Source organism: Eubacterium ruminantium, from assembly GCF_900167085.1.
GTDB lineage: Bacteria > Bacillota > Clostridia > Lachnospirales > Lachnospiraceae > Eubacterium_Q > Eubacterium_Q ruminantium.
On sequence record NZ_FUXA01000004.1, the window covers coordinates 3,895 to 28,642 of the forward strand.

A 24,748-nucleotide genomic window follows, 5' to 3' on the forward strand; every position below is an offset into this window, starting at 1 on the left:
CAGTTTCGTTTTCGGAAACGAGGGAATCATTTGCCGAAGCAGTTTCGTTTTTGGAATCGGCTGATTCGTTTGACGTTGCAGCATCATTTTCCGGACTTGGAGTTTCATTTGCTGAATCGGCCGTATTTGGTGTTTCAGATCCGTTTTCGGAAGCGGAAACCGGCTGTTCATTGCTGTTATCTATATCATTTTGTTTGATTTCATCGGGTTTTAATTCATTTGATGTCATGTTTTTATCCATATTTAATTTCCTGTATACTAGTTTCAAACATAAACAATCTACCATATTTTTATAATAAAAACAATCAATTATAAATGAAATCTATAGTAGAACGTGATATAATTAAACAGTTTTTCACAAATTGTACACAATATATTGCTATTATGATGCAGATATATTTATTGTTAGTTCCACGTTGGGAGGTTTGGTTTTGATTTCGAAGTATAGTGTTAAGAGGCCTTATACGGTTCTCGTCGGGGTGATTTTGGTTATAGTATTAGGGGTGGTTGCTCTTACGAGCATGACGGCAGACTTATTGCCAAATATGAGTTTTCCATATGTGGTTGTTGTGACAACTGATATAGGTGCGAGTCCTCAGGCCGTAGAGACGGAAGTTACTGCTCCTGTCGAAGCAGGTCTAGCGACAACGTCGGATCTTAAGAATATTCAGTCAATGTCATATTACAGTTATTCAATGGTAATACTTGAATATGAGCAGAGTGCAAATATGGATTCAATCCTTATAGAGATTCAGCAATCGTTGGATCAGGTTAAGGGTACATTTCCGGACACAGTTGGTACTCCGATCGTAATGCAGATCGATCCGGATATGCTTCCTATTCTTGTATCTGCGGTTAGTGTTGAAGGTGTTGAAGGTGCAGATCTTACCAATTATATTGAAAATACTATCAAGCCGCAGCTTGAGTCTGTAAATGGTGTTGCATCGGTAACAACTTCCGGAGGCATCGTCGAAACTGTACAGGTAACAATCGACGAGAAGAAGGTTGACGAACTTAATAAGAAGATACGAAAAGTTATCGATAAAAAGTTCGCGGATGCAGAGAAACAGTTAAATGAATCTGAAGAGAAGCTCGAAGCCGGAAAGGAAGAGCTTGAGTATGGTCAAAATGAATTGATCAGCCAGACCAGCAATGCGGAGACAGAATTACAGAATCAGAAGATTGCCTTATATCAGACAGAGGGCGACCTTAAGACACAGCTTACATTATTAAATGCAACAAAAGATCAGATCAATAATGCTATCGAAATGTTGAATAACATGAACGATAATGTTGCTGATATGCAGAATCAGGCAAAGGGACTCGGTGAAGTTCTTGAGCTTTATACAAATGGTACATTAAATGAAGAACAGTTCAAAGAAGCCACTGGTATGACAGTTGAGGAAGCTCAGCAGAATATGGCCATTTTGACAGAACAGATAAATGGAATAACTGAAGCGCTGCAGGAAAGAACAGCAATTCTTATTCCACTTGGTGTAAATGTTCAAACACTTGAGGATATTCCGACAGCTCTTGATTTTCTTACAGAATCATTAGCACAGATAGAAGTAAATATTGCTACTATTGAAACTGCTCTTGAGCAGATAGAGGGTGGCAAGATTACTTTAGATGATGCTATTTCCGAACTTAATAAGGGAAAACTTCTCGGAACCATAAAGCTTAGCGAGGCATCTTCGCAGATTGCAGAAGGCGAAGCAGCTATGACAAAGGCTAAGGAAGAATTCAAGGCTGAGAAGGATAAGGCATATTCAGCAGTGGATATAAATTCTGTACTTTCGATAGAGACACTTCAGCAGCTACTCGTTGCGCAGAATTTCTCGATGCCGGCAGGTTATATTAATTCTAACGACGGACAATATCTTATAAAAGTTGGAGACAGAGTTAAGGACGTTGACGAGTTACGTAATCTTGTACTTGTTGACTTAAATATGGAAGGAATCGATCCGATCCTTTTATCAGATGTAGCAAATGTTGAGCTTATTGATAACTCAGCAGAAGTTTATGCAAATATAAATGGTAAGCCGGGAATCCTTCTTTCATTTGAAAAGCAGACAGGTTATTCAACAGGAGATGTAACTGATGCTATTCAGGAAAGATTCAAGTCGATTGAAAAGTCAGAGGATCTCAATATTAAGTTCTCTATTCTTATGAATCAGGGTATTTATATTGATATGATCACAAAGTCCATTTTGGAAAATATGATCCTGGGTGCTTTGCTTGCTATCATCATTCTTATGTTATTCCTTAAGGATGGAAGACCAACACTTATCATTGCATGTGCGATTCCGTTAAGTGTAATATTTGCGGTAGTGCTTATGTACTTCTCAAATATCACATTAAATATCATTTCCATGTCAGGACTTACGCTTGGTATAGGAATGTTGGTTGATAACTCGATTGTTGTTATCGAAAACATTTATCGATTGAGAAATGAAGGTATGTCAATCAAGAAGGCAGCTGTTTACGGTGCGAGCCAGGTTGCCGGCGCGATTACAGCTTCAACTCTTACAACAATCTGTGTATTTGCACCTATTGTATTTACTGATGGTATTACGAGACAGCTCTTTGTAGATATGGGTCTCACAATAGCATATACACTTACAGCCAGCCTTATTGTTGCACTTACTATTGTTCCGGCTATTGCTTCCGGAGTTCTTAACAAAGAGAAGCCAAAGAAAGAAGGCGGTTTCGGCGATAAGGTTATGAATCTTTATGCGAGATTCTTAAGGAAATGTCTGAAGTATAAGCCGGTTGTATTTATTACAATGATCGCTCTTTTGGTTCTCAGCATATTCCTTGCTGTATCAAAGGGAACAGCATTTATGCCTGAAATGTCAAGCACACAGGCAACGGTTATTATTGAGCCTGTTGAAGGCGAAAAGACTACATTGGCTGAGCTTAAGAAAGAATCAGATGCTGTAGTTGAAAATATTGTAAAGATTCCTGAGGTTACAACAGTTGGTGCGATGGCAGGAACAGGTTCGAGTCTCGGAGGAATCCAGGCAAATGCGGGCGACAGGATCACAATGTATGTTCTCATTGATGAGGAGAAGAAATTATCAAATGATGAACTTGAAGAGAAAATCAATAAAGCTGCAGAAGGTGCTCATTGCAAGGTAACTGTTCAAACCAACATGATGGATATGTCAGCGCTTTCAGGCGGCGGTATCAAAGTCATGATCAAGGGCCGTGATATCGAGAAGATGCAGAATATCGCAAGAGATGTTGCTGATATCATTAGTAATGTTGAAGGTACTACTGAGATAAATGACGGTCTCGATGAACTTACAAATCAGATCAATATAAAGGTTGATAAATCAAAGGCAGCTAAATATAACATGACAACGGCTCAGATATTCCAGCTTGTTTATGCTCAGATAGCTGATACCAGAGCTACAACAAAGATTTCAACAGATGTTACTGATTATGATGTATTTGTAAGAACCGGCGAGCAGTCAGAAGTTACCATAGATAAGCTTAAACAGATTACGTTTACATATACAAATAGAGAAACACAGGAAACAAAAGAAATTCCGATCACAGATGTAGCTGAATTTACAGAAACAGCTGAGCTTAGCAGTATTCTTCGTGATGCACAGAACAGATACATCCAGGTAACTGCAAGCATCGAAGACGGTTACAATATCGGATTGGTCGGAAATGAAATTCGTGACAGACTTAGTAAATACGATGTTCCTGAAGGCTACTCAGTTCAGATGAAGGGTGAAGATGAGAACATTAATGATGCGATTAAACAGATGACAAAGATGCTTCTTTTAGCAGTAATATTTATTTATCTCGTAATGGTAGCTCAGTTCCAGTCACTGCTTTCACCATTTATCATCATGTTCACAATCCCACTTGCTTTCACAGGAGGATTCCTTGCATTGTATCTTACAAATAAGGAAGTAAGTGTTATTTCCATGATAGGTTTCGTAATGCTGGCAGGTATCATTGTTAATAACGGTATCGTTCTTATCGATTATATTATCCAGCTCAGACGAAAAGGTATGGAGAAGAAAGAAGCCATCGTTGAGTCGGCAAGAACAAGAATGAGGCCGGTACTCATGACCGCACTTACAACTATCATTTCAATGTCAACCATGGCTCTTGGTTTTGGTCAGGGTGCAGAGATGTCACAGCCAATGGCAATAGTTGTTGTAGGTGGTCTTATCTACGGAACATTACTTACACTTATTGTAGTTCCTTGTATATATGATGCATTTAACAAAGAGAAGAATATGGTTGAAGAGGAACTGTAATAAATTAATTTAAATTTAAATGATTGACACAAACCCCGAAGATTGAGAAAATAAAAGTATCAATTTTCGGGGTTTTTACGTTGGAATATTAGACAATATTTGACATATAATCGGAGGATAATAATGAAAGAATTTACACTTATGACAGATGTAAATACTGATGTTGAACCTGAGTATGCGGCAAAAGAAGGCATTGTTATAATGCCACAGTATTATTATTTTGAAGATGGAATAATTTATGGAGATGAGATAAAACTCGAACCGGATGAATTTTATAAAAGACTTGCAAATGGAGAAGTTGCAAAGTCAAGTGGATGTAATCCGGGAAAGGTTAGAGAAATGTTTGAAGCCGAGCTGGATAAAGGTAAGGATATCCTGGCAATCATTTGTACTTCAGGCTTATCGGGAAGCTATAATACATGCCACAGTGTTGCTGATGAATTAATGGAAGAAAGACCTGATGCAAAGATCATTGTTATAGATTCTTTGAATGAATCTGAGGGCGCAGGACTGATGCTTCATTTGGCACGTGATATGCAGCTTGAAGGAAAGGCTATGGATGAGATTGCTGAGGAAGTATTACGACTCAGAAGCAGTTTTTACGCAATGTTCATTGTGGATGATCTTAAATATCTTGTTCGCGGAGGCAGGCTCAGTCCTCTTAGCGGAACAGTCGGAACCATCCTTGATATTAAACCTATTCTTTATATAAATATAGAAACCGAAGGTAAGATAGTTCCTTTCAAAAAAGTCAGAACCAGAAGAAAAGCTATTGATGAGATAATAAAAGTATTTAAAGAATCGGATCCGGACTATCGCTATAGCTGCGTTGTTTATACCGGTGACAGAAATGAAGCTGTTATGATGCAGAATAAAGTGAAGGAATGTCTGGGTGTTGAGATACCTATAGTTGCAGAGATCAATAATACAATAGGAGCTCATACGGGACCTAATGCTTTAGGATTCGGATGGCTTGCTAAAAATCCTGTTCAGACTGACAAATAAATTTTTGTTTTATATATTTTATTTATTTACACAAAAAAAGGAGTTACATATCCAAGTGGAGCATTAACCACTTATATGGATATGTAACCCTTTTTTATAGTAGAAGTTTTGTATTACCTAAGGTATTTATTTGAATGAGATTGATTTAATAACAAATGTCTGCTCTTTTCCTAAAGCATCCTTATCGCTGCTTGTTGGATCACAGTAGAAGTAAAGACCTGCTTTATTCTTGCTGTCGAGCTTGATTTCAATTTTCTGTTCCTTTGTTGAGTTAAATCTATTGTTCTTGTCCCAATGATCTTTATAGAACTTAGGATCATCTTCATCCTGGTTTGTGATACCAAGGTTCATTTTCTTACGTGAAGGAACAACCTTGATAACAACCTTCTTGTACTTAGATGTATCAACATTACTGAAGTTGATATCTAAATGCTCCCAGTTTTCCTTGTTCTTCTTTGACTTTGTATATGTTATATGATAACCATCAGATTCTTCGCTAACAGTGTAGAAGCTGCTCTTGGCAATTGTGAATGATGGCTTGTCTGAAACTGCTTCAGAAGCTTTTTCAGTAGCTTTCTCAGAAGCTTTCTCAGTTACCTGTTCAGTAGTCTTCTTCTCAGTAGCTTTTTCAGTAGCCTTCTCTGTAGCTTCTTCAGATACCTGCTCAGAAGTCTGCTTCTCTGATGTTTCAGGAGCTACATTTTCAGAATCTTTTGATTCGTAAGAAAGTGAATCAAGAAGATCTTTCTTCTCAGGTGTTCTACTGAAATCAGCACCGAATGTATCTTTGTCATACTTTGCATTAAATGAAATTGTTCTGTCAGATGATTTTATAGTAATACCATTCTTTTTCTGATTGAAAACTGTATCATTCTTTGAAATAGAACTTTTTACAGTTACAAGGTTATTCTTAATAGTATTTCCTGTGTTATCATAAGGATGATCATCATTTTTCTCAAGTGTATATGTATCAGCTTCGCCATATACTGCAAAAATATTATTCTCTATAACATTATTTTCGTCATTTGCACGCTGAACCATTAATCCGCTACCCTTTGTAACATATACGGTATTATGGTAAATATGGCAATTTGTTGCGATACCTGTTTCTTTATAGTTTCCGTTATCATCTTCTTCGTCAAGGCATCCGCCGATACCGATACCACCAAGATAATCAGGTTTAACATCGATAACAATATTATCATGAACATTTATGCTATCAGATGCTCTACCTTTCCATTCACTGGAAACTTCGATTCCCATATCACATTTATCAATATAGTTATTGCAGATTTCGATGTTTGAACCGCCGTCTGAATAGATTCCGGCAGCACACTCACTACTGTATGTAAGGTTCTTCTTAGGATCTGAAGAGTTGTTATATACATAGTTATTAATAACAAGACCATTTCTGGCTGTATCTTTTTCATAATTATCGCTGTTAGACTTTTCATAGCCGATAAGGTCAATACCAATATTATCGTTATTTGTTACGATATTATCCTTAACTAAGAAATTTGAAACATTACCGTTTAAGACAAGTGCTTCGCTGTTTCCTAAGTCACATTCAGTTACTGTACATTTTTCAATAGTAACATTTGTAATAGGATCGGATGGATCAGTACCAACGATGATTCCGTGTGCATTATAATCGTTTTCATCTTTGTGATTCCAGTCATATTCACATCCAACATCATTTACTTCGCAGTTATAGATTGTGATGTTGCTTGAATTTCCTTCAACTCTGATACCTGTTGGACAGATATCATCATCGCTGTGATCAAGCTTTATTCCTGTTACTTTGATATTTTCAACGACTATATTATTACCTTTGATGCAGATCATATCTGCGTTTTTATCATCTTTGAGGTATACACCCTTTCCGTTGATAACAACGTTACCCTTACCCCTAAGAGTAATATTTGATACATCTTCAAGAGAAATTGTATTATCAAAAGTATATGTGCCTGCTGGAATTTCAATAACAGCACTTTCATATCCTTTGTTTGAAATAGCCTTTTTTGCTGCTGAAATTGCTGAATTGATACTAGAGGATTTTGAACCTGTTACCTCTGTTTTGTAAACGCCATCAGAAGATGACTGATTTGTTGCAGCTAATGCAGGAACGCTTGAAACGCTCAGTGCGGCTGCAAAAGATAATGCTGCAATCTTTTTGAAACTTCTTTTCATAGTTTAGTCCTTTCGTGTGTAGATATATAGTTTAGACTAGGGCCATGAAGTAAAAAAGACATTGTTTTGATACATTCATGACTTTCGAGTCCGAATTATATCATAACAATGTCATTTTTGGAAGCTATAGCCAGCTGTTCTCGGCGTTCTTAAGAATTATTAACTTTTCTTCATAAGTCAGTCCTGAACCTGAAAGTGCTCCAAATTCACGGATTATATCGGTATTGGAAACAGTCATATTATCTGAATTTATAGTGACCGTTATACCCATTTTTAAGAATTTTTTTATTGGAAGTTCTGCATAATTTTGAACGATTTTTGTGTTAATATTGCTGGTAGGGCATATTTCGAGGACGATATTATTGTCCGCAAGATAACGCATAAGTTGTTCATCTTGAACAGCTGCGATGCCATGTCCTATACGTTTTGCACCAAACCTTACAGCTGTCCAAATACTTTCGGGTCCGGCAGCTTCACCGGCATGTATCGTAAATGGAACATTCAGCTCCTTGGCAAGGCTGAATATATCGGCAAAATTCTCTGTCGGATAAAGGGCTTCGGCTCCGGCAAGGTCTATTCCGGCAATTACAGGAAGACTTTGGCCTTTTGCTGAAGGAATGAAAACCTTCTTATATGATGAAGCTGATTGACCTAACGGATTGGAATTTTCTACTGATTCATTATCTGTCGCATGACCTGAAGAATGGATGAGATCGCTGTCATTCATAAATTCTGCGGCCAGTCGAACCGTTTCCATATTTGCTTCATGATTATCATCACCCCTCATACAGCATAATATAAGTCGGATCTTTGTACTGTGATCAGCATTGAAAAATACAGCGCTGTCAGCAGCGGCTTCTATAACTTGACGCTGAGTCAGTCCTTTTTTAAGATGGAGCTGAGGTGCAAATCTTATTTCAACATAATCAACGCCCAAAGCTTCTTCGGTATGTCCTATTGATTTTACTGCATATGAGATTGCTTCTTCTGTCTGAAGAAGTGAGAGAGGAAGATCGAATTTCTCAAGGTATTCATTTAAATCCTTGCAATCTTCCGGTACGGAAAATCTTGATTTCAGAATATTTGTATCTGTGTCAGGAAGTGTAGAACCCGGCTCCTGTTCAGCAAGATATTTGATGGTTTCGATAGGAAGTGAACCATCAAGATGAAGGTGCAATTCGCACAAATAATGGTCGTCTAACATTTATTTCCTTTCTTTAGGGTCAAAATGAATAGTTTATTGTTACCCTTAATTATGAAGTATAAAATTATAGATAAAACAGATTAAATATATAGATAAAAATAGTGCAGTATCTGCGGCTTTTGCAAAAATACATGTAGGGAGTATAGCACATTTCCTCGATAATATTAAGTGTTTTCATATTGAAAAAATTGTGATAAAATATTTTTTCGGTGAAGTTTAGAAAGAAAACTCGGTCGAATAAAGTTTTTTCGACTGAAAATAAATATATAAAACTATAACGGAGGCAGTGAAATGAGAACATTTGAAAAGTCAGTAAAGCTGAATAATGTATGTTATGACATAAGAGGTCCGGTTATGGACGAAGCCAACCGTATGGTAAGAAACGGGGAAAGTGTTCTTAAGCTCAATATCGGTAATCCGGCTCCATTTGGGTTCAGAGCGCCGAATGAACTTATAGCCAATATGTCAAGTAATCTTACCTCAACAGAAGGATATTCGGATTCGAAGGGACTTTTCGCTGCAAGAGAAGCTATAGTTAAATATGATGCCAAGAAGGGTATAAACGGAGTGACTATAGATGATGTTTATACAGGTAACGGAGTAAGTGAGCTTATCACGATGTCTATGCAGGGACTTCTTGATTATGGCGATGAGATACTTGTTCCGGCTCCGGATTATCCTCTTTGGACGGCATCGGTAACACTTGCCGGAGGAACGGCGGTTCATTATATCTGCGACGAAGAATCAGAATGGTTCCCGGACATAAATGACATTAAGAAGAAGATAAACCCTAGAACAAAGGGTATTGTTATAATAAATCCAAACAATCCGACAGGTGCATTATATCCGGAAGATGTTCTTAAAGAGATAGTTAAACTTGCTGAGGAAAATGATCTTATTATTTTTTCTGATGAAATATATGACAGACTGGTTATGGATGGTGCAAAGCATACTTCCATCGCAAGCATGACTGATAAATGTCTCTGTCTTACATTTAACGGACTTTCAAAGTCACATCTTATAGCAGGATACAGAGTAGGTTGGGTTTCACTCTCAGGTGATAAGAGCAATGCAAAAGGTTATATAGAAGGACTTAACCTTCTTTCATCAATGAGACTTTGCTCAAATGTTCCGGCACAATCACTTGTTGCTTCGGCTCTTGAGATGAATGAAGAGACAGAAAAACTTATTTGTCCGGGCGGAAGAGTATATGAGCAGAGAGAGTTTATCTATAATGCGGTAAACAGCATTCCGGGAATGAGCGCTGTAAAGCCGAAGGCTGCATTTTACATTTTCCCTAAGGTTGATATAGAAAAATTCAACATAAAGGATGATGAGAAGTTCGCTCTTGATGTTCTTAGAGAGAAGAAGATACTTTTCACACATGGCGGAGGCTTCCATTGGGAGAAACCGGATCATTTCAGAATAGTTTATCTTCCTGAAATTTCGGTACTTTCCGAAGCAATGACAAAAATGAAGGAATTCCTGGCTGATTATAGACAGGTGGATTATTGATATGAATAAAAAATTGCTCGTTCTCGATATAGACGGAACTCTTACCAATTCCAAAAAGGAGATTACTCCAAAGACAAGAGAAGCGCTTATCTCTATTATGGAGGAAGGTCATCTTGTTATGATCGCATCAGGCAGACCTACGCAGGGTGTCAGAAAATACGAAGAGGAATTGGGATTAAAGAAATACGGTGGTTATCTTCTTACATATAATGGGGCCAGGATAACAAGATGTAAGGACAATAAAGATATTTGTACTACAAAGTTTAGTAAAGAATATGTTCATGCATTATATGATTACTGCTGTGAAAAGGATATGGGCATAGTTACATATGAGGATTTTGAAGATACTCCGAAGCCTTATATCATAAGCGGCAGACGAACAGATGAATATCTTATGCTTGAAGCGAATATCAATAATCTTGACATCAGGGTGAGCGAGGATTTCAAAAAAGATATAAATAGAGACGTTTATAAAGTTCTTATGACGGCAGATCCTTCTGTTTCGGAAGGACTTGAGAAAGATCTTATAGACAGATTCGGTGCTGAATTTCATATAACAAGATCTGAGCCGTTCTTTATTGAAGCAATGAATACCGAGGTTGATAAAGCAAAGTCAATCGCGAAGGTTATAGATATACTCGGCATAGATCATGATTCCGTGATCGCTTGCGGAGACGGCTTCAACGACATTTCGATGGTTGAATATGCAGCCATAGGTGTTGCGATGGGAAATGCCCAGCAGGCTGTTAAAGATGTCGCGGATTATATCACAGCAACCAATGACGAAGACGGATTGGTAGAGGTTATAGAAAAATTTATTTTACATTAAATATGAAGTAACGGCATTTGCTGATTTTTTGGTAATTTTAGATAATAAATCGGTTGCATTATGGATAAAAAATGATTAAACTAAACATGTTATGCAAGTCCGGGAAACTGAGTGAGGAGATATGAAGAGAAGCAGAGTTGCTGAGAATTTATTTCTTGTTCTTCAGATAGGGATATCCATGTTGGTCCCTATACTGCTCTGTACGGCCATAGGATACTTTATAGATAAAAAGTATCACACGAAATGGATAATTTTATTTATAGTACTTGGTGTTCTCAGTGGATTCAGGTCTGTTTACAGCCTTGTGAAGAAAGAGATAAATGCTGCAAGACGTGAAGAAAAGGACAGACCGGAATGGGAAAAGAAGGCATTTGATAAGGATGATAAGGAGACATATTAAGTTATGAGAAAGATCATAAATCGCCTCCTAAGGATCAGGAGAGATGATAATGCCGGAAAGGTTCTTGCACAACTGATCATTGGTATAATCCTGATATGCCTTATATTTTTGATACTGGGTGTTGTGATAATCCCGGGGATGGGGAAGATTTTCTACCTGGTTGGGATATTGCTCGGATCGGGACTTGCCGTGGCAGCGGTCATTAATATGTATGATGCACTTGATGCAGGACTTCGTCTTAATGAAAAAGGCGCTGCAACTTACATAAGAAATAGAAGCGTTCTCAGGATAGTGATCGCGTTTGCGGTACTTCTTGTGGCTATATTTATAAATATTTATGCCTTTATTGGCGTGACACTGGGACTGATATCTATAAAGCTGTCAGGTCTGTCAAATAAATTTATTAAAAGATATCTGTTCAGGGAGGATTAATAGATGTTACCTTCAATACCGGGAATGACCGGCGGGATGGGAGGAGCAACGATAACTAGAGATGCGGATTTCTACATTCATGAGCTCTTTCCGATCAACTTTTTCGGATCAACAGTATATATAACAACCACACATGTCTGTACGATCATCATCATGGTGGCACTTATGATATTTGCTCTTGCAGCAAGGAGAAGCGTCCTTAAAGCAGAGAGAGAACATAAGATGACAACATTCTCGACACTGGTAGAACTTGGAGTTGATGCTCTGAATAAATTTGTTTCAGGCACAATGGGAGAGAGAGTTGCCGGCAAATACGCAAATTATATTGGTGTACTTGCTTTATACATTTTCTTCAGTAATACTTCGGGTATATTTGGTCTTAGACCGCCAACGGCAGATTACGGTACAACACTCTGTCTGGCACTTATTACATTTATAATGATCGAATATGCCGATATCAGATATAACAAATGGGGAGTTGTTAAGGGACTTTTCGAGCCTGTATTTTTCTTCTTCCCAATGAATGTTATAAGTATTTTCTCGACACCACTTTCAATGTCACTCCGTCTTTTCGGAAACATTCTCGGTGGTACAGTACTTATGGCACTTTATTACGGAATGCTTCCTTGGTTTGCCAAGATCGGTGTTCCGGCCGCACTTCATGTTTACTTCGATGTATTCTCAGGTGCAATCCAGACATATGTATTCTGTATGCTGACAATTACGTTTATCAAGGATAAACGAGGAGAGGCATAAACTATAAAAATATATTAAGTTAATAATATAACGGAGGAAAAGATTTATGAATTTCAACAGTATTGATTTGGTACATGCATTCTCGGCTCTTGGCGCAGGAGTTGCAGTTTGTTCAGGTATCGGTACAGGTATTGGACAGGGTAATGCGGCAGGTATGGCAGCACAGGCAGTTGGACGTAATCCGGGTGCAAAGGGTGATATCATGTCAACAATGCTTCTCGGACAGGCGGTTGCAGAGACAACAGGTCTTTACGGACTCGTAGTTGCTCTTCTTCTTATGTTCGTTAAGCCATTTGATAAATAAATCGGAGGAGAAGTATAGTGACTGATATTTTAATGTTTAGAAGTACGGCTTCCACAGCTGTTATGGCAGGAACAGGACGTATCTTCGGACTTGACAGTCAGCTTCTATTCGACCTTCTTTTTCAGGGCATAGCAGTATTTATATTGTTCCTTTTTGTAGGTTATCTGCTTATAAATCCGGTCAGAAATATTTTGGCCAAGAGGCAGGAAAAGGTTCAGTCAGATATTGAAAATGCAGCTAAAGATAAAGAAGAGGCAGCTCTTCTTAAGGCACAGTATGATGAGAAGTTAAAGGGTATTGGCGAAGAGGCAGCTCTTATTCTTTCTGAAGCTCATGCAAAGGCAGCTAAAAATGAAGCAGCTATTATTGCAGAGGCTAAGGAAGAGGCAGGCAGAATCAGAACAAATGCCCAGAAAGATGCTGAACTTGAGAAACTTAAGGTTCATGACGAGGTACGTACCGAGATCATAAATGTAGCATCGGCTATGGCTGGTAAGATAGTTGAAGAAGCTATTGACCAGGATAAGCAGAATGAGCTTCTTGATGCAACTCTGAAGGAAATAGGTGATGATACATGGCAAGAGAAGTAGAATCAGTTTATGGACTTGCATTATTCGAGGCTGCAGAGGATGAAGGAAGGATAGAGGAACTTTATAAAGAGGCAGAAGAACTTGTGAAGATCCTTCACAATAATACTGATCTTATGAAGGTTCTGGCTCATCCAGATATAAAAACAGAAGAAAAAGTTGGACTCGTTGAAAAGATTTTTAAGGGTACAACAGATGCTCTGTTCACAGAAGTATTCAAGCTTGCTGTTGAAAAAGGGCACAGCAGATATATAGAGAAGATACTCAAGGTATTTATCGATAATTCCATGAAGAAACTTGGAATCGGAAAAGCTGAAGTCAGTTCGGCATTTCTTCTTTCGGATGAACAGAAGAAAAAAGTTGAGTCAAAGCTTCTCGAAACTACCAAATATAGTTCACTTGATGTGAATTATATAGTAGATCCATCACTTATCGGCGGTTTAGTGATCAAGATAGGAGACAGGGTTGTTGACAGCAGTGTCAAAACTTCTCTTGAGTCACTTAGAAAAAGCCTTATTTAGGCAGTTGATAGGTGAATATGAGTATCATGAATACTCATTTATAATTCAGAAAGGACATTAGGCTTTATGAAGTTAAATCCGGAAGAGATTAGTTCCGTAATTAAAAAACAGATTGAAGGCTACAAGGTAAAACTTGAGACATCTGATACAGGAACTGTTATTCAGCTGGCTGACGGAATTGCCCGTGTTCATGGACTTGACAAGGCCATGATGGGTGAGCTCCTGTTATTCCCGGGTGATGTCTATGGTATGGTTCTTAACCTCGAAGAGGACAATGTTGGTGTTGTTCTTCTTGGTGATATGAAGAATATCAGCGAGGGTGATACGGTTAAGACAACAGGACGAGTTGTTGAGGTTCCTGTAGGTGATGCCATGCTTGGACGAGTTGTTAATGCACTTGGACAGCCTATAGATGATAAAGGACCTATCGTTACAGATAAGGCCAGACAGATAGAAAGAGTAGCACCGGGTGTTATCACACGTAAGTCAGTAGATACACCACTTCAGACAGGTATCAAGGCTATCGATGCCATGGTTCCTATCGGAAGAGGACAGAGAGAGCTTATTATCGGTGACAGACAGACAGGTAAGACAGCTATCGCGCTCGATACTATTATCAACCAGAAGGGACAGAATGTTTACTGTATCTATGTAGCTATAGGACAGAAGGCATCAACTGTTGCCAATATTGTTAAAACACTTAATGAATATGATGCCATGTCATATACAACTGTAGTTGCTGCTACAGCAAGTGAGATGGCTCCTATACAGTATATTGCACCATACGCAGGATGTGCTATCGGTGAGGAATGGATGGAGAACGGAAAGGATGTACTTATCATTTATGATGATTTAAGTAAGCATGCTACCGCATACAGAACACTTTCACTTCTCCTCAGAAGACCACCAGGACGTGAGGCTTATCCGGGAGATGTATTCTATCTTCATTCAAGACTTCTTGAGAGAGCAGCTAAGCTTTCTGATGAACTTGGAGGAGGATCTCTTACAGCCTTACCTATCATTGAAACACAGGCGGGCGATGTATCAGCATACATTCCTACAAATGTTATTTCAATCACAGATGGTCAGATTTATCTTGAAACAGAAATGTTTAACTCAGGATTCAGACCTGCTGTAAATCCGGGCCTTTCAGTATCTCGAGTTGGTGGTGCAGCTCAGATTAAGGCTATGAAGAAGATTGCAGCTCCTATCCGAGTTGAACTTGCACAGTATAGAGAACTTGCTTCTTTTGCTCAGTTCGGTTCAGAGCTTGATGAAGATACAAAGAACAAGCTTGCTCAGGGTGAAAGAATCAAGCAGATGCTTGTTCAGCCACAGTATAAGCCACTTCCTGTTGAGAAGCAGGTAGTTATCATTTATGCTGCTGTAAATAAGTATCTTATGGATGTTGAAGTTTCCAGAATAGGCGAATTTGAGAATGGTCTTTTTGACTATATTTCAACAAACGAGCCTGATATCTTTACAAATATCAAGCAGGAAAAGGTTATCAGCGATGAGACCGAAGTACTCCTTAAGAAGGCTATAGAGACCTTCAAGGAAAAGTTTTAATGAGATTATCTTAAGGAGGTAAGTTTCTATGGCTTCAATGAGAGGCATTAAGAGACGTCGCGAGAGCGTTCAAAGTACGCAGCAGATAACAAAAGCCATGAAGCTTGTTTCTACTGTAAAACTGCAGAAGGCCAGAGCTAAGGTTGAAGCAAATGAACCTTATTTTGAACTTCTGTACACTACTATATGCTCGATCCTTTCTAAGACATCAAGCTTGGATAGCAAATATCTTGCGAAGAATAACAGCGCAGGAAAGGCTGTTCTGGTTATGAGTTCTAACAGAGGACTTGCGGGCGGATATAACTCAAATATCGTAAAGCTTATTGAAGGAAGCGGATTCGATAAGGAGAGTACATACATTTATGCACTCGGACGTAAGGGACTCGAAGGTCTTTCACGTAAGGGTTATACAATTTATAAGGATTATTCCGATATCATAAATGATCCGTTATATGATGACTGCATGGCACTTACCAAGGAGCTTCTTCAGCAGTTTGAAAAAGGTGAAATCGGTGAGATATATGTAGCATATACGGATTTTAAAAATACTGTAGTCCATGATCCTGTGATCAGAAAACTTCTTCCTGTTGATAAGGATGACTTTGATCCTGAAAAGTTTGGAGAAGCTGAAGAAGATCAGAATCTTCTCATGAATTACGGCATGGAAACAGAAATGCAGATTCCGATGAATTTTGGAGTAGCTATGCCGGGTGGAAAGACACCGGAAGAGAGAGTGCTTAATCTTATCATTCCGAAATATATGACCAATATCATATACGGAGCTTTTCTGGAGTCGATTGCAAGTGAAAATGCAGCACGTATGCAGGCTATGGATTCAGCGACAGAAAATGCGGAAGATATGATAAGCAGACTTTCGCTTCAGTATAACAGGGCAAGACAGAGTTCTATCACACAGGAACTTACAGAGATCATTGCCGGTGCAGAAGCATTGTAAACAGAGGAGAATATAAATGGCAGATAAAGTTAAAGGTAAAATATCACAGATAATCGGTGCTGTCATTGACATCAAGTTTCCGGAAGGACAGCTTCCTGAAATCTATGATGCTATAGAGATACCGAAACCTGATGGCGAAAAGCTCTGTGTTGAAGTATCACAGCATATGGGCGATGATACTGTTAAATGTATTGCCATGGGTTCAACGGATGGTCTTGTAAGAGGAATGGAGGCCATATCTACAGGAGGACCAATTACAGTTCCTGTAGGTGAGAATACACTTGGACGTATGTTCAATGTTTTGGGAGATCCTATCGATGGAGGAAAGGCTCCGGAGACAGAAGAAAAGCTCCCTATTCACAGAGCAGCTCCGGATTTCTCAGAACAGGCTACAGATACAGAGATACTTGAAACAGGTATAAAGGTCGTAGATCTTCTCTGCCCATATCAGAAGGGTGGTAAGATCGGTCTTTTCGGCGGTGCCGGAGTAGGTAAGACGGTCCTTATTCAGGAGCTTATCAGAAATATCGCTACAGAGCATGGTGGATATTCCGTATTCACAGGCGTTGGCGAGCGTACTCGTGAAGGAAATGACCTTTATTATGAAATGAAAGAATCAGGAGTTATCAATAAGACCACCATGGTATTCGGTCAGATGAACGAACCACCTGGAGCAAGAATGAGAGTTGGTCTTACAGGTCTTACTATGGCTGAGTACTTCAGAGATGTAAGTCATAAGGATGTGCTCCTTTTCATCGATAATATTTTCAGATTTACACAGGCAGGTTCAGAAGTTTCAGCGCTTCTCGGACGTGTGCCTTCAGCAGTTGGTTACCAGCCAACACTTCAGACAGAAATGGGTGCTCTTCAGGAAAGAATCACTTCTACAAAGAATGGCTCTATCACATCGGTACAGGCTGTATACGTTCCTGCCGATGACCTTACTGACCCGGCACCTGCTACAACATTTGCTCACCTTGATGCAACAACAGTTCTTTCAAGATCGATCGTTGAGCTTGGTATTTATCCGGCCGTAGATCCACTTGAATCAACATCAAGAATTCTTGATCCAAGAGTTGTAGGTGAGGAGCATTACAGGGTTGCACGTGGAGTTCAGGAAACTCTTCAGAAGTATAAAGAACTTCAGGATATCATAGTTATCCTTGGTATGGATGAACTTTCCGAAGCTGATAAGCTTACAGTAGCCAGAGCAAGAAGAATCCAGAGATTCCTTTCACAGCCTTTCCATGTTGCAGAGCAGTTCACAGGTCTTCCTGGAACTTATGTACCTGTAGCTGAGACTATCAGAGGTTTCAAAGAGATTCTCGAAGGACTTCATGATGAAATTCCTGAAAGCTATTTCCTTAATGCAGGAACTATCAATGATGTAGTTGAGAGATATAAGAACAGATAATAAGGAATGATGATATGGCAGAGATGATGCAGTTAAAGATAATAACTCCGGATAAGGAGTTTTATAATGGCGAAGCAGATTTTGTGGAATTTACTACAGTAGAAGGTGATATTGGTATCTATCCAAAGCATGTACCTACAACTGTTGTTATAGCGCCCGGGGTTTTGCGAATACATAAGAATAAAGAAGTAAGAACTGCAGCACTTCATTCGGGATTTGCGGAAATTCTCGGCCATAAGATAACAATACTTGCGGAAGCCGTAGAGTGGCCGGAAGATATTGATAAAAACAGAGCAGAAGCAGCTAAGATCAGGGCGGAGCGTAAGCTTTCGGATGATGCCGGTGATATTAGTAAAGCCGAGCTTGCTCTTAAGCGTTCAGTTCTTCGTATAAGAATGGCTGAAAAAAACAAATAACAGTACATGAAGCCGTGACATTTTTGTCCACGGCTTTCATGCTATAAAAGATTAGTGAAGAGTTAAAAACTAAAGGAGGTAAAAATCTTGAGGAAATTAAAAAAGATTGCCGCGGTGCTCTCTGCAACCATGATGCTTTTTGTAGCAGGATGTGGAAAAGTTGATCCGGCGGAAAAACCTACAAGAGCCGGCAGGAGTAACCAGCCAAATGCAACTACTGAAGAAGTAGTTAATAAAGAAGCTGAAGAGGCTTTTAAGCAGTTTGAAGATGATTACTTCAAATATGTAATGGGCGAAAGCTTCTTAAATTACCACTATTCGATAAAGGATGGAAGTAAATTCGGAATCGACAGACCAGAGGCAAGCTGGGGAGAGACCGACTGGTCAGAAGAAGGAGTGGAAAAGGATCAGAAAGAAGCAAGAGAATGGTATGACAAGCTTACAGCCATCGATAGAGAAGGATTAAACAGTGTTGACCAGGTCTCTTATGATGTATATAAAGAAGAAATGGAGCTTGATTTCGATCAGGTAGAATATAGATTCTACACAGGAGATTTTTCTCCTATGAGAGGAATTCAGTCTGACTTTGCAAGTTATTTTACAGATTATCCATTCTATGAAAAACAGGATGTTGAGGATTATGTATCACTTCTTGAACAGTCAGGTGATTATATACAGGAACTTCTCAAATTTGAAGCATACAGAGCAGATCTTGGATTTGCAATGAGCGATGCGAATATTGATGATGTTGTTGAGCAGTGCCAGACATTTGTAAAGGACGGAGATAAGCATTTCCTTATCACACTTTTTGATAAAGAAATAGATAAGTTGGATTTCCTTACAGATGATGAAAAGGCACAGTATAAAGAAAGAAATAAAAAAGCTATCATTGAGGTAGTTATTCCTGCATTCAATAATATCGAAAAGACTTTACCTACTTTAAAGGGTAAATCAAAGAATCAGGGTGGTCTTGCAGGATATGATAAAGGTAAGGAATGCTATGCACTTATCATGAAGAGCAGAACAGGTTCTTCGAAGAGTCCTGATGAGGCTCTTGAACTCCTTTATGCACGTCTTGATGAGCTCATGATGGAAATGGCTGAGGCATATAAAGAAGATCCTGACGGATATCAGTATTATATTTCAAATTATGATAACCTTCTCAGTGAAGCTGATAATATGAAATCTAAAGAAGTTATCGATAAGCTCATGGATGTTGCCATGAAAGATTATCCGGAACTTCCTACTATTCCATATAATGTTGATTATCTTGATGAAACATTAGAGACTATCATGGAAAATACACTTGCTTACTACAGATCGCCTGCGCTTGATACTCCTGATAACAATATCATCAGAGTAAACGGTGGTCACAAGGATGGACAGTGGGCTACACTTGCACATGAAGGATGTCCGGGACATATGTTCCAGAATGCTTATTACATGTCAACTAATCCAAGTAATTTAAGAGCTGTTAACGGTTTTGTCGGATATATGGAAGGATGGGCAAAATACGTTGAATACCAGGTATATGACGTATATGATTATCCAAATACAGAAAGCGACGCAACTGTAGCAAAACTTTCAAGAATAGAATCAGAACTTGGTATGCTCATCATGGGTATCTTTGATATCGAAGTAAATTATAATAACTGGTCAGTGGAAGATGCCAAGAAATTCATGTCTTCTCATGGATATGCTGAATCTGCTGCAGAGTCAATAATCAATACTGTAGCCGGAGATCCTGCTGCATACCAGAGTTATGTACTCGGTTATTATGAAATGAAGTCTCTCAGAGATAAGGCTGAGGAGGAACTTGGTTCAAAGTTTGATCCTGTTGAATTTAACAGAGTTATTCTTGAGACAGGTCCATGTCAGTTTGATATACTTGGTAAACAGGTAGACAAATATATTGAAAAGAACAAATAATGATTAAAGGTTTTTTCGATTATGAAAGTCGGAAGATGGTAAATAAATGAAACTTGATATTCTTTATGAAGATAAATATTTAATTGCATGCATTAAGCCCTGCGGGGTACCGGCACAAGGAGATAAAACAAATGACCTTGATATGGTAAGTCTTGTCAGAGATCATATTTTCGATAATAATGATTCTGATGAGGAGCCATATGTTGCTGTGATCCACAGACTTGATAAGCCCGTTGGTGGTATAATGCTTTTTGCTAAAGATAAGGATACAGCAGCTAAACTTTCCGATATGCTGCAGGATAATGAGATAGTGAAATATTATCAGGCAGTCATTACGGGAGAGCTCCCTGACGACTTCGGAACTTTTGAAGATTATCTTCTTACGGACAGTAAGACAGGTACAACAAGGGTGGTTCCAAAGGGGACAAAAGGAGCTAAGATAGCGAAGCTTTCTTATGAATTATTGGATGAATTTGAGACGGATGATGGGCCGTTATCATATGTTCTTGTTGAGCTTTTAACCGGAAGACATCACCAGATAAGATGTCAGATGGCTTCTCACGGAGCGCCTATCTGGGGTGATCAGAGATATAACCCGGCATTTTCAAAGGCAAAGGATCAGGCGAAAAAAGGAAAGAACATGAAGGGCGGCAGCGGTCACGCCCCCGGTAAGAAAGGCAGAAATGCTTCTGATAAGGCCGGGATCGGACTTTATTTCTCGAGAATGGAATTCGATCATCCTGTAACAAATGAACATATCGTTCTGAAGGCTGAGCCGGAAGGAAAAGCATTTCAGGCAATTGAACTTGAAGAAGATTTCGATTAGAAATGATTAAAGAATAGAGAGGATTTTAAAAATGGCAGACGATAAGAAAAAAGTTGAAGCAATAACTTCCATGGAGAAGGATTTTGCACAGTGGTATACAGATGTTGTTATCAAATCAGAACTTATAGGATATACAAGTGTTAAGGGATGTATGGCTATTAAGCCTGCAGGATATGCGATTTGGGAACTTATTCAAAAACAGCTTGATGCTAAATTCAAGGAAACAGGCGTAGAAAATGTATATATGCCTATGTTCATCCCTGAAAGCCTTCTTGAGAAGGAAAAGGATCATGTTGAAGGATTTGCACCTGAAGTTGCATGGGTAACACACGGCGGACTTTCTGAGCTTCAGGAAAAGCTTTGTGTAAGACCTACATCAGAGACACTTTTCTGTGATTTCTATGCAAAGGACATCGAATCATATAGAGACCTTCCAAAGGTTTATAACCAGTGGTGTTCAGTAGTAAGATGGGAGAAGGAAACAAGACCATTCCTTCGTTCGAGAGAATTCCTGTGGCAGGAAGGACATACAGCGCATGCAACAGCTGAAGAAGCAGAGGAAAGAACAATCCAGATGCTTAACGTATATGCTGATTTCTGTGAAAATGTTCTTGCTATGCCTGTAATTAAAGGACAGAAGACAGAGAAAGAAAAGTTCGCAGGTGCTGTAGCTACTTATACTATCGAAGCACTCATGCATGATGGTAAGGCTCTTCAGTCAGGAACAAGCCACAACTTCGGTGATGGTTTCGCAAAAGCATTTGGTGTACAGTATACTGACAAGGAGAATAAACTCCAGTATGTTCATCAGACATCATGGGGCGTAACAACAAGACTTATCGGTGCTATTATCATGGTTCACGGTGATGATAACGGACTTGTTCTTCCACCAAGAATCGCACCTACACAGGTTATGATCGTTCCTATCATGCAGAAGAAGGAAGGAGTTCTTGAAAAGGCTGAAGAACTCAGAAGTGCTATCAGTGCTTATGCAAGAGTTAAGGTTGATGCTTCTGATAAGTCACCTGGATTCAAGTTCGCAGAGCAGGAAATGAGAGGAATTCCTCTTAGACTTGAAGTTGGACCAAGAGATATCGAAGCAGGTCAGGCTATCCTTGTAAGAAGAGATAATGGCGAGAAAGAAACTGTTGCATTTACAGATCTTGAAAAGCGTATTCCTGAACTTCTTGATACTATTCAGAAGGATATGCTTGAGAAGGCAAGAGCACATAGAGATGCCAATACTCATACTGCAAAGTCATGGGATGAGTTTAAGGATATTATAGAGAATCGTCAGGGATTCATTAAAGCAATGTGGTGCGGAGACACAGAATGTGAAGAAGCAATCAAGGCAGAGACAGGTGCATCTACAAGATGTATGCCATTTGAACAGGAATGCTTCTCAGATGTCTGCGTTCACTGCGGAAAACCTGCGAAGAAAATGGTTTATTTCGGAAGAGCATATTAAGATATATGCGTCATAATGTCATCCTCCTTTTCCTGCAAGCAAGAGGGTGGTTTGACATTTGACGAGTATGTCATATTACTATTTCGAAATGGTTTTACAATAAGGATATATATGAACAATATCAAAATAGAGCTACCTTCAGGGGTAGCTCAAATTATAGGTGAACTAAATAAAGCAGGATATGAAGCATATGCTGTGGGCGGTTGTGTAAGAGACAGTATACTCGGAAGAGATCCGCATGACTGGGATATCACAACTTCGGCAATGCCTCTTGAAGTAAAAGGTATATTTAAAAGGACTGTTGATACCGGGATCAAGCATGGAACGGTTACAGTTCTTCTCGGTGATGAAGGCTTCGAGGTTACGACATTCCGCGTGGACGGAGAATACAGCGACCACAGACATCCGACGGATGTGAAATTCACAAGGAATTTAAGAGAAGATCTATTAAGAAGAGATTTCACGATAAATGCCATGGCATACAGTGAGAAAACCGGTATTGTGGATATATACGGCGGTATGGATGATCTTGAAAATAAGATCATAAAAGCTGTAGGGGATCCGGATGCAAGATTTGACGAAGATGCGCTCAGGATAATGCGTGCGGTAAGATTTGCTGCACAGCTTGGATTTGATATAGAAGAAAATACAAGAGAAGCCATAAAGCGTCATGTGAAATATCTTGAAGATGTAAGTGCTGAGAGAATCGAGACAGAACTTACCAAACTTATTATGTCCGATCATCCGGAACTTCTTATCGATGCATATAACCTTGGAATTACGGAAATAATATTTCCTGAATTTGACAAAATGATGGAAACTCCGCAGAATACTCCATTTCATATATATGATGTGGGCAGACATACCATTAAAGTTTTGCAGAGCGTGCCGGCGGAAAAAGTACTTAGATATGCAGCATTACTGCATGACATAGCAAAGCCGGAATGCAGGACCACAGATGAAAATGGAGTTGATCATTTTAAAAAGCATGCTGTTTACGGCGCGGACAAATCCGTTCTGATAATGAAAAGGCTCAGAATGGATAACGACAGTATCAAGGCTGTGAGAAGACTTGTTTATTGGCATGATTACGGGATTTACGGTGATGTTTCCAAAAGGTCTCTTCGTAGAATGTTGTCGGAATTCGGGGCAGAGAATTTTCAGGATTATCTGGCGATAAGATATGCTGATATTTGTGGCCAGAGCGACCATCTTAAAGAAGAGAAGATTAAAAATACCGAGAGCATCAAAAAGCTTTATGATGAAATAATCAGAGATAAAGATTGTTTCACAGTAAAGCAGCTTGATATCACAGGTAAAGATATAATGGGACTTGGTATTCCTGCGGGGCCGAAGATAGGGGAGATACTAAACTATCTTCTGGAACGAGTGATGGATGACCCGTCGCTTAATGAAAATGATAAGTTGAAACATATGATAGAAGAGCATTTAAGTAATGTGGAAGGAAAATGATCATGAAAACGGTACTTTGTTATGGGGACTCAAATACATACGGATATAATCCGGAAGACGGCTCCAGATATCCGTCAAATATCAGATGGACGGGAAGACTTGGAAAACTTCTGGGAAATGAATATAAAGTCATTGAAGAAGGTTGCAACGGCAGAACTACTGTGAAAGATGATCCGGTTGAAGGATGGAAAAACGGAAGGGATTATTTGAAACCTTGTCTTAATTCGCATAAGCCTGTGGATATAGTGATACTGATGCTTGGAAGCAATGATCTTAAGGAGCATTTTCATGCAACAGCGGAAGGAATTGCAGCGGATGTTGAGATCCTTGTAAAGGACATTATAGAATTTACAAAAGAAAAACAGGGATTTGTTCCTGGAATAGTTCTTATCTCTCCTCCGGAAATCGGAGAAGGAATTAAGGATTCCGTATTCTATGGAAGCTTTCTTGAAAATGCCATCGACAGGTCGAAAGAATTTCCGAAATATTATAAAGAAGTTGCCGACAGAAATGGCTGTATTTTCCTTGATGCGGCTAAATATATTAAGCCTTCTGTGATAGATTCGCTTCATCTTTCACCTGAGGCGCATGAGCAGTTGGCGGATGCTATTTACAAAAATTCCGGCTGTTTTAAGTAGAAATTTATTTTGTGATTCTTCCATTAACTTTTAT

22 protein-coding genes are annotated in these 24,748 nt (G+C 39.0%); 19 read left to right on the forward strand and 3 right to left on the reverse strand.

Translation table 11 applies throughout. From position 1 onward, the window contains the following. The coding region (locus B5D25_RS12815) for a hypothetical protein (RefSeq protein WP_159444049.1) at positions 1-241 on the reverse strand (241 nt) is incomplete at its 3' end. 190 nt (positions 242-431) lie between these two features. On the opposite strand from B5D25_RS12815, the gene B5D25_RS01525 reads away from it, so the two are divergent. Further along, positions 432-4,283, forward strand: a complete 3,852-nt coding sequence (locus B5D25_RS01525) for an efflux RND transporter permease subunit (RefSeq protein WP_078785978.1) — start codon at positions 432-434, stop codon at positions 4,281-4,283. Between the two features lie 123 nt (positions 4,284-4,406). Then, positions 4,407-5,288, forward strand: a complete 882-nt coding sequence (locus B5D25_RS01530) for a DegV family protein (protein WP_078785979.1) — start codon at positions 4,407-4,409, stop codon at positions 5,286-5,288. A gap of 126 nt (positions 5,289-5,414) precedes the next feature. Here B5D25_RS01530 and B5D25_RS01535 read toward each other — a convergent pair whose 3' ends face one another. Together B5D25_RS01535 and B5D25_RS13090 are read right to left on the reverse strand one after the other, a co-directional pair. After that, the gene (locus B5D25_RS01535) at positions 5,415-7,478 is read right to left on the reverse strand and encodes a right-handed parallel beta-helix repeat-containing protein (protein WP_078785980.1); all 2,064 of its coding nucleotides are present in this window, start codon (positions 7,476-7,478) and stop codon (positions 5,415-5,417) included. A gap of 124 nt (positions 7,479-7,602) precedes the next feature. Next, a complete protein-coding gene (locus tag B5D25_RS13090) occupies positions 7,603-8,682 on the reverse strand; it encodes an adenosine deaminase family protein (RefSeq protein ID WP_078785981.1) in 1,080 nt (359 codons plus the stop codon). A 291-nt stretch (positions 8,683-8,973) separates the two neighbouring features. Between B5D25_RS13090 and B5D25_RS01545 the strand changes: the two genes are divergently transcribed. From B5D25_RS01545 to B5D25_RS01625, 17 genes are all read left to right on the forward strand, one after another. Further along, positions 8,974-10,197: an aminotransferase class I/II-fold pyridoxal phosphate-dependent enzyme gene (locus B5D25_RS01545; RefSeq protein ID WP_078785982.1), complete on the forward strand. Its 1,224-nt coding sequence runs from the start codon at positions 8,974-8,976 to the stop codon at positions 10,195-10,197. A 1-nt stretch (position 10,198) separates the two neighbouring features. Further along, positions 10,199-11,026 (forward strand): Cof-type HAD-IIB family hydrolase, encoded by an 828-nt coding sequence (locus B5D25_RS01550; protein ID WP_078785983.1) that lies wholly within the window; start codon positions 10,199-10,201, stop codon positions 11,024-11,026. 121 nt (positions 11,027-11,147) lie between these two features. Further along, positions 11,148-11,426 carry an AtpZ/AtpI family protein gene (locus B5D25_RS01555; protein WP_078785984.1) on the forward strand — a complete coding sequence of 93 codons (279 nt, stop codon included), beginning with the start codon at positions 11,148-11,150 and terminating at the stop codon, positions 11,424-11,426. 3 nt (positions 11,427-11,429) lie between these two features. Further along, on the forward strand, positions 11,430-11,858 hold the full coding sequence (locus B5D25_RS01560) for a hypothetical protein (RefSeq protein ID WP_078785985.1): 429 nt from the start codon (positions 11,430-11,432) through the stop codon (positions 11,856-11,858). Between the two features lie 3 nt (positions 11,859-11,861). Beyond that, a complete protein-coding gene (locus B5D25_RS01565) occupies positions 11,862-12,614 on the forward strand; it encodes a F0F1 ATP synthase subunit A (RefSeq protein ID WP_242870158.1) in 753 nt (250 codons plus the stop codon). 46 nt (positions 12,615-12,660) lie between these two features. Next, positions 12,661-12,918, forward strand: coding sequence for an ATP synthase F0 subunit C (atpE, locus tag B5D25_RS01570; RefSeq protein ID WP_078785986.1), 258 nt, complete (start codon positions 12,661-12,663; stop codon positions 12,916-12,918). 17 nt (positions 12,919-12,935) lie between these two features. Beyond that, positions 12,936-13,508: a F0F1 ATP synthase subunit B gene (gene atpF / locus B5D25_RS01575; protein WP_242870159.1), complete on the forward strand. Its 573-nt coding sequence runs from the start codon at positions 12,936-12,938 to the stop codon at positions 13,506-13,508. Next, positions 13,493-14,026, forward strand: coding sequence for an ATP synthase F1 subunit delta (gene atpH, locus B5D25_RS01580; RefSeq protein WP_078785987.1), 534 nt, complete (start codon positions 13,493-13,495; stop codon positions 14,024-14,026). The genes atpF and atpH overlap by 16 nt, the downstream gene beginning before the upstream one ends. Before the next feature lie 66 nt (positions 14,027-14,092). Beyond that, entirely contained in the window at positions 14,093-15,595 is a 1,503-nt protein-coding gene (gene atpA / locus B5D25_RS01585) for a F0F1 ATP synthase subunit alpha (protein WP_078785988.1), read from the forward strand. 28 nt (positions 15,596-15,623) lie between these two features. Further along, positions 15,624-16,550, forward strand: coding sequence for an ATP synthase F1 subunit gamma (gene atpG, locus B5D25_RS01590; protein ID WP_078785989.1), 927 nt, complete (start codon positions 15,624-15,626; stop codon positions 16,548-16,550). Positions 16,551-16,566: 16 nt separating this feature from the next. Then, on the forward strand, positions 16,567-17,964 hold the full coding sequence (atpD, locus tag B5D25_RS01595) for a F0F1 ATP synthase subunit beta (RefSeq protein WP_078785990.1): 1,398 nt from the start codon (positions 16,567-16,569) through the stop codon (positions 17,962-17,964). A 14-nt stretch (positions 17,965-17,978) separates the two neighbouring features. After that, positions 17,979-18,380, forward strand: a complete 402-nt coding sequence (atpC, locus tag B5D25_RS01600; protein WP_078785991.1) for an ATP synthase F1 subunit epsilon — start codon at positions 17,979-17,981, stop codon at positions 18,378-18,380. Positions 18,381-18,467: 87 nt separating this feature from the next. Then, complete coding sequence (locus B5D25_RS01605; RefSeq protein WP_078785992.1) at positions 18,468-20,309, forward strand: DUF885 domain-containing protein; 1,842 nt, start codon at positions 18,468-18,470, stop codon at positions 20,307-20,309. 46 nt (positions 20,310-20,355) lie between these two features. Next, positions 20,356-21,135 carry an RluA family pseudouridine synthase gene (locus B5D25_RS01610; RefSeq protein ID WP_078785993.1) on the forward strand — a complete coding sequence of 260 codons (780 nt, stop codon included), beginning with the start codon at positions 20,356-20,358 and terminating at the stop codon, positions 21,133-21,135. Positions 21,136-21,166: 31 nt separating this feature from the next. Next, positions 21,167-22,603 carry a proline--tRNA ligase gene (gene proS / locus B5D25_RS01615; protein ID WP_078785994.1) on the forward strand — a complete coding sequence of 479 codons (1,437 nt, stop codon included), beginning with the start codon at positions 21,167-21,169 and terminating at the stop codon, positions 22,601-22,603. A gap of 111 nt (positions 22,604-22,714) precedes the next feature. After that, positions 22,715-24,076: a CCA tRNA nucleotidyltransferase gene (locus tag B5D25_RS01620; RefSeq protein WP_341443598.1), complete on the forward strand. Its 1,362-nt coding sequence runs from the start codon at positions 22,715-22,717 to the stop codon at positions 24,074-24,076. 2 nt (positions 24,077-24,078) lie between these two features. Continuing rightward, complete coding sequence (locus tag B5D25_RS01625; protein ID WP_078785995.1) at positions 24,079-24,714, forward strand: SGNH/GDSL hydrolase family protein; 636 nt, start codon at positions 24,079-24,081, stop codon at positions 24,712-24,714. Positions 24,715-24,748 lie beyond the last annotated feature (34 nt).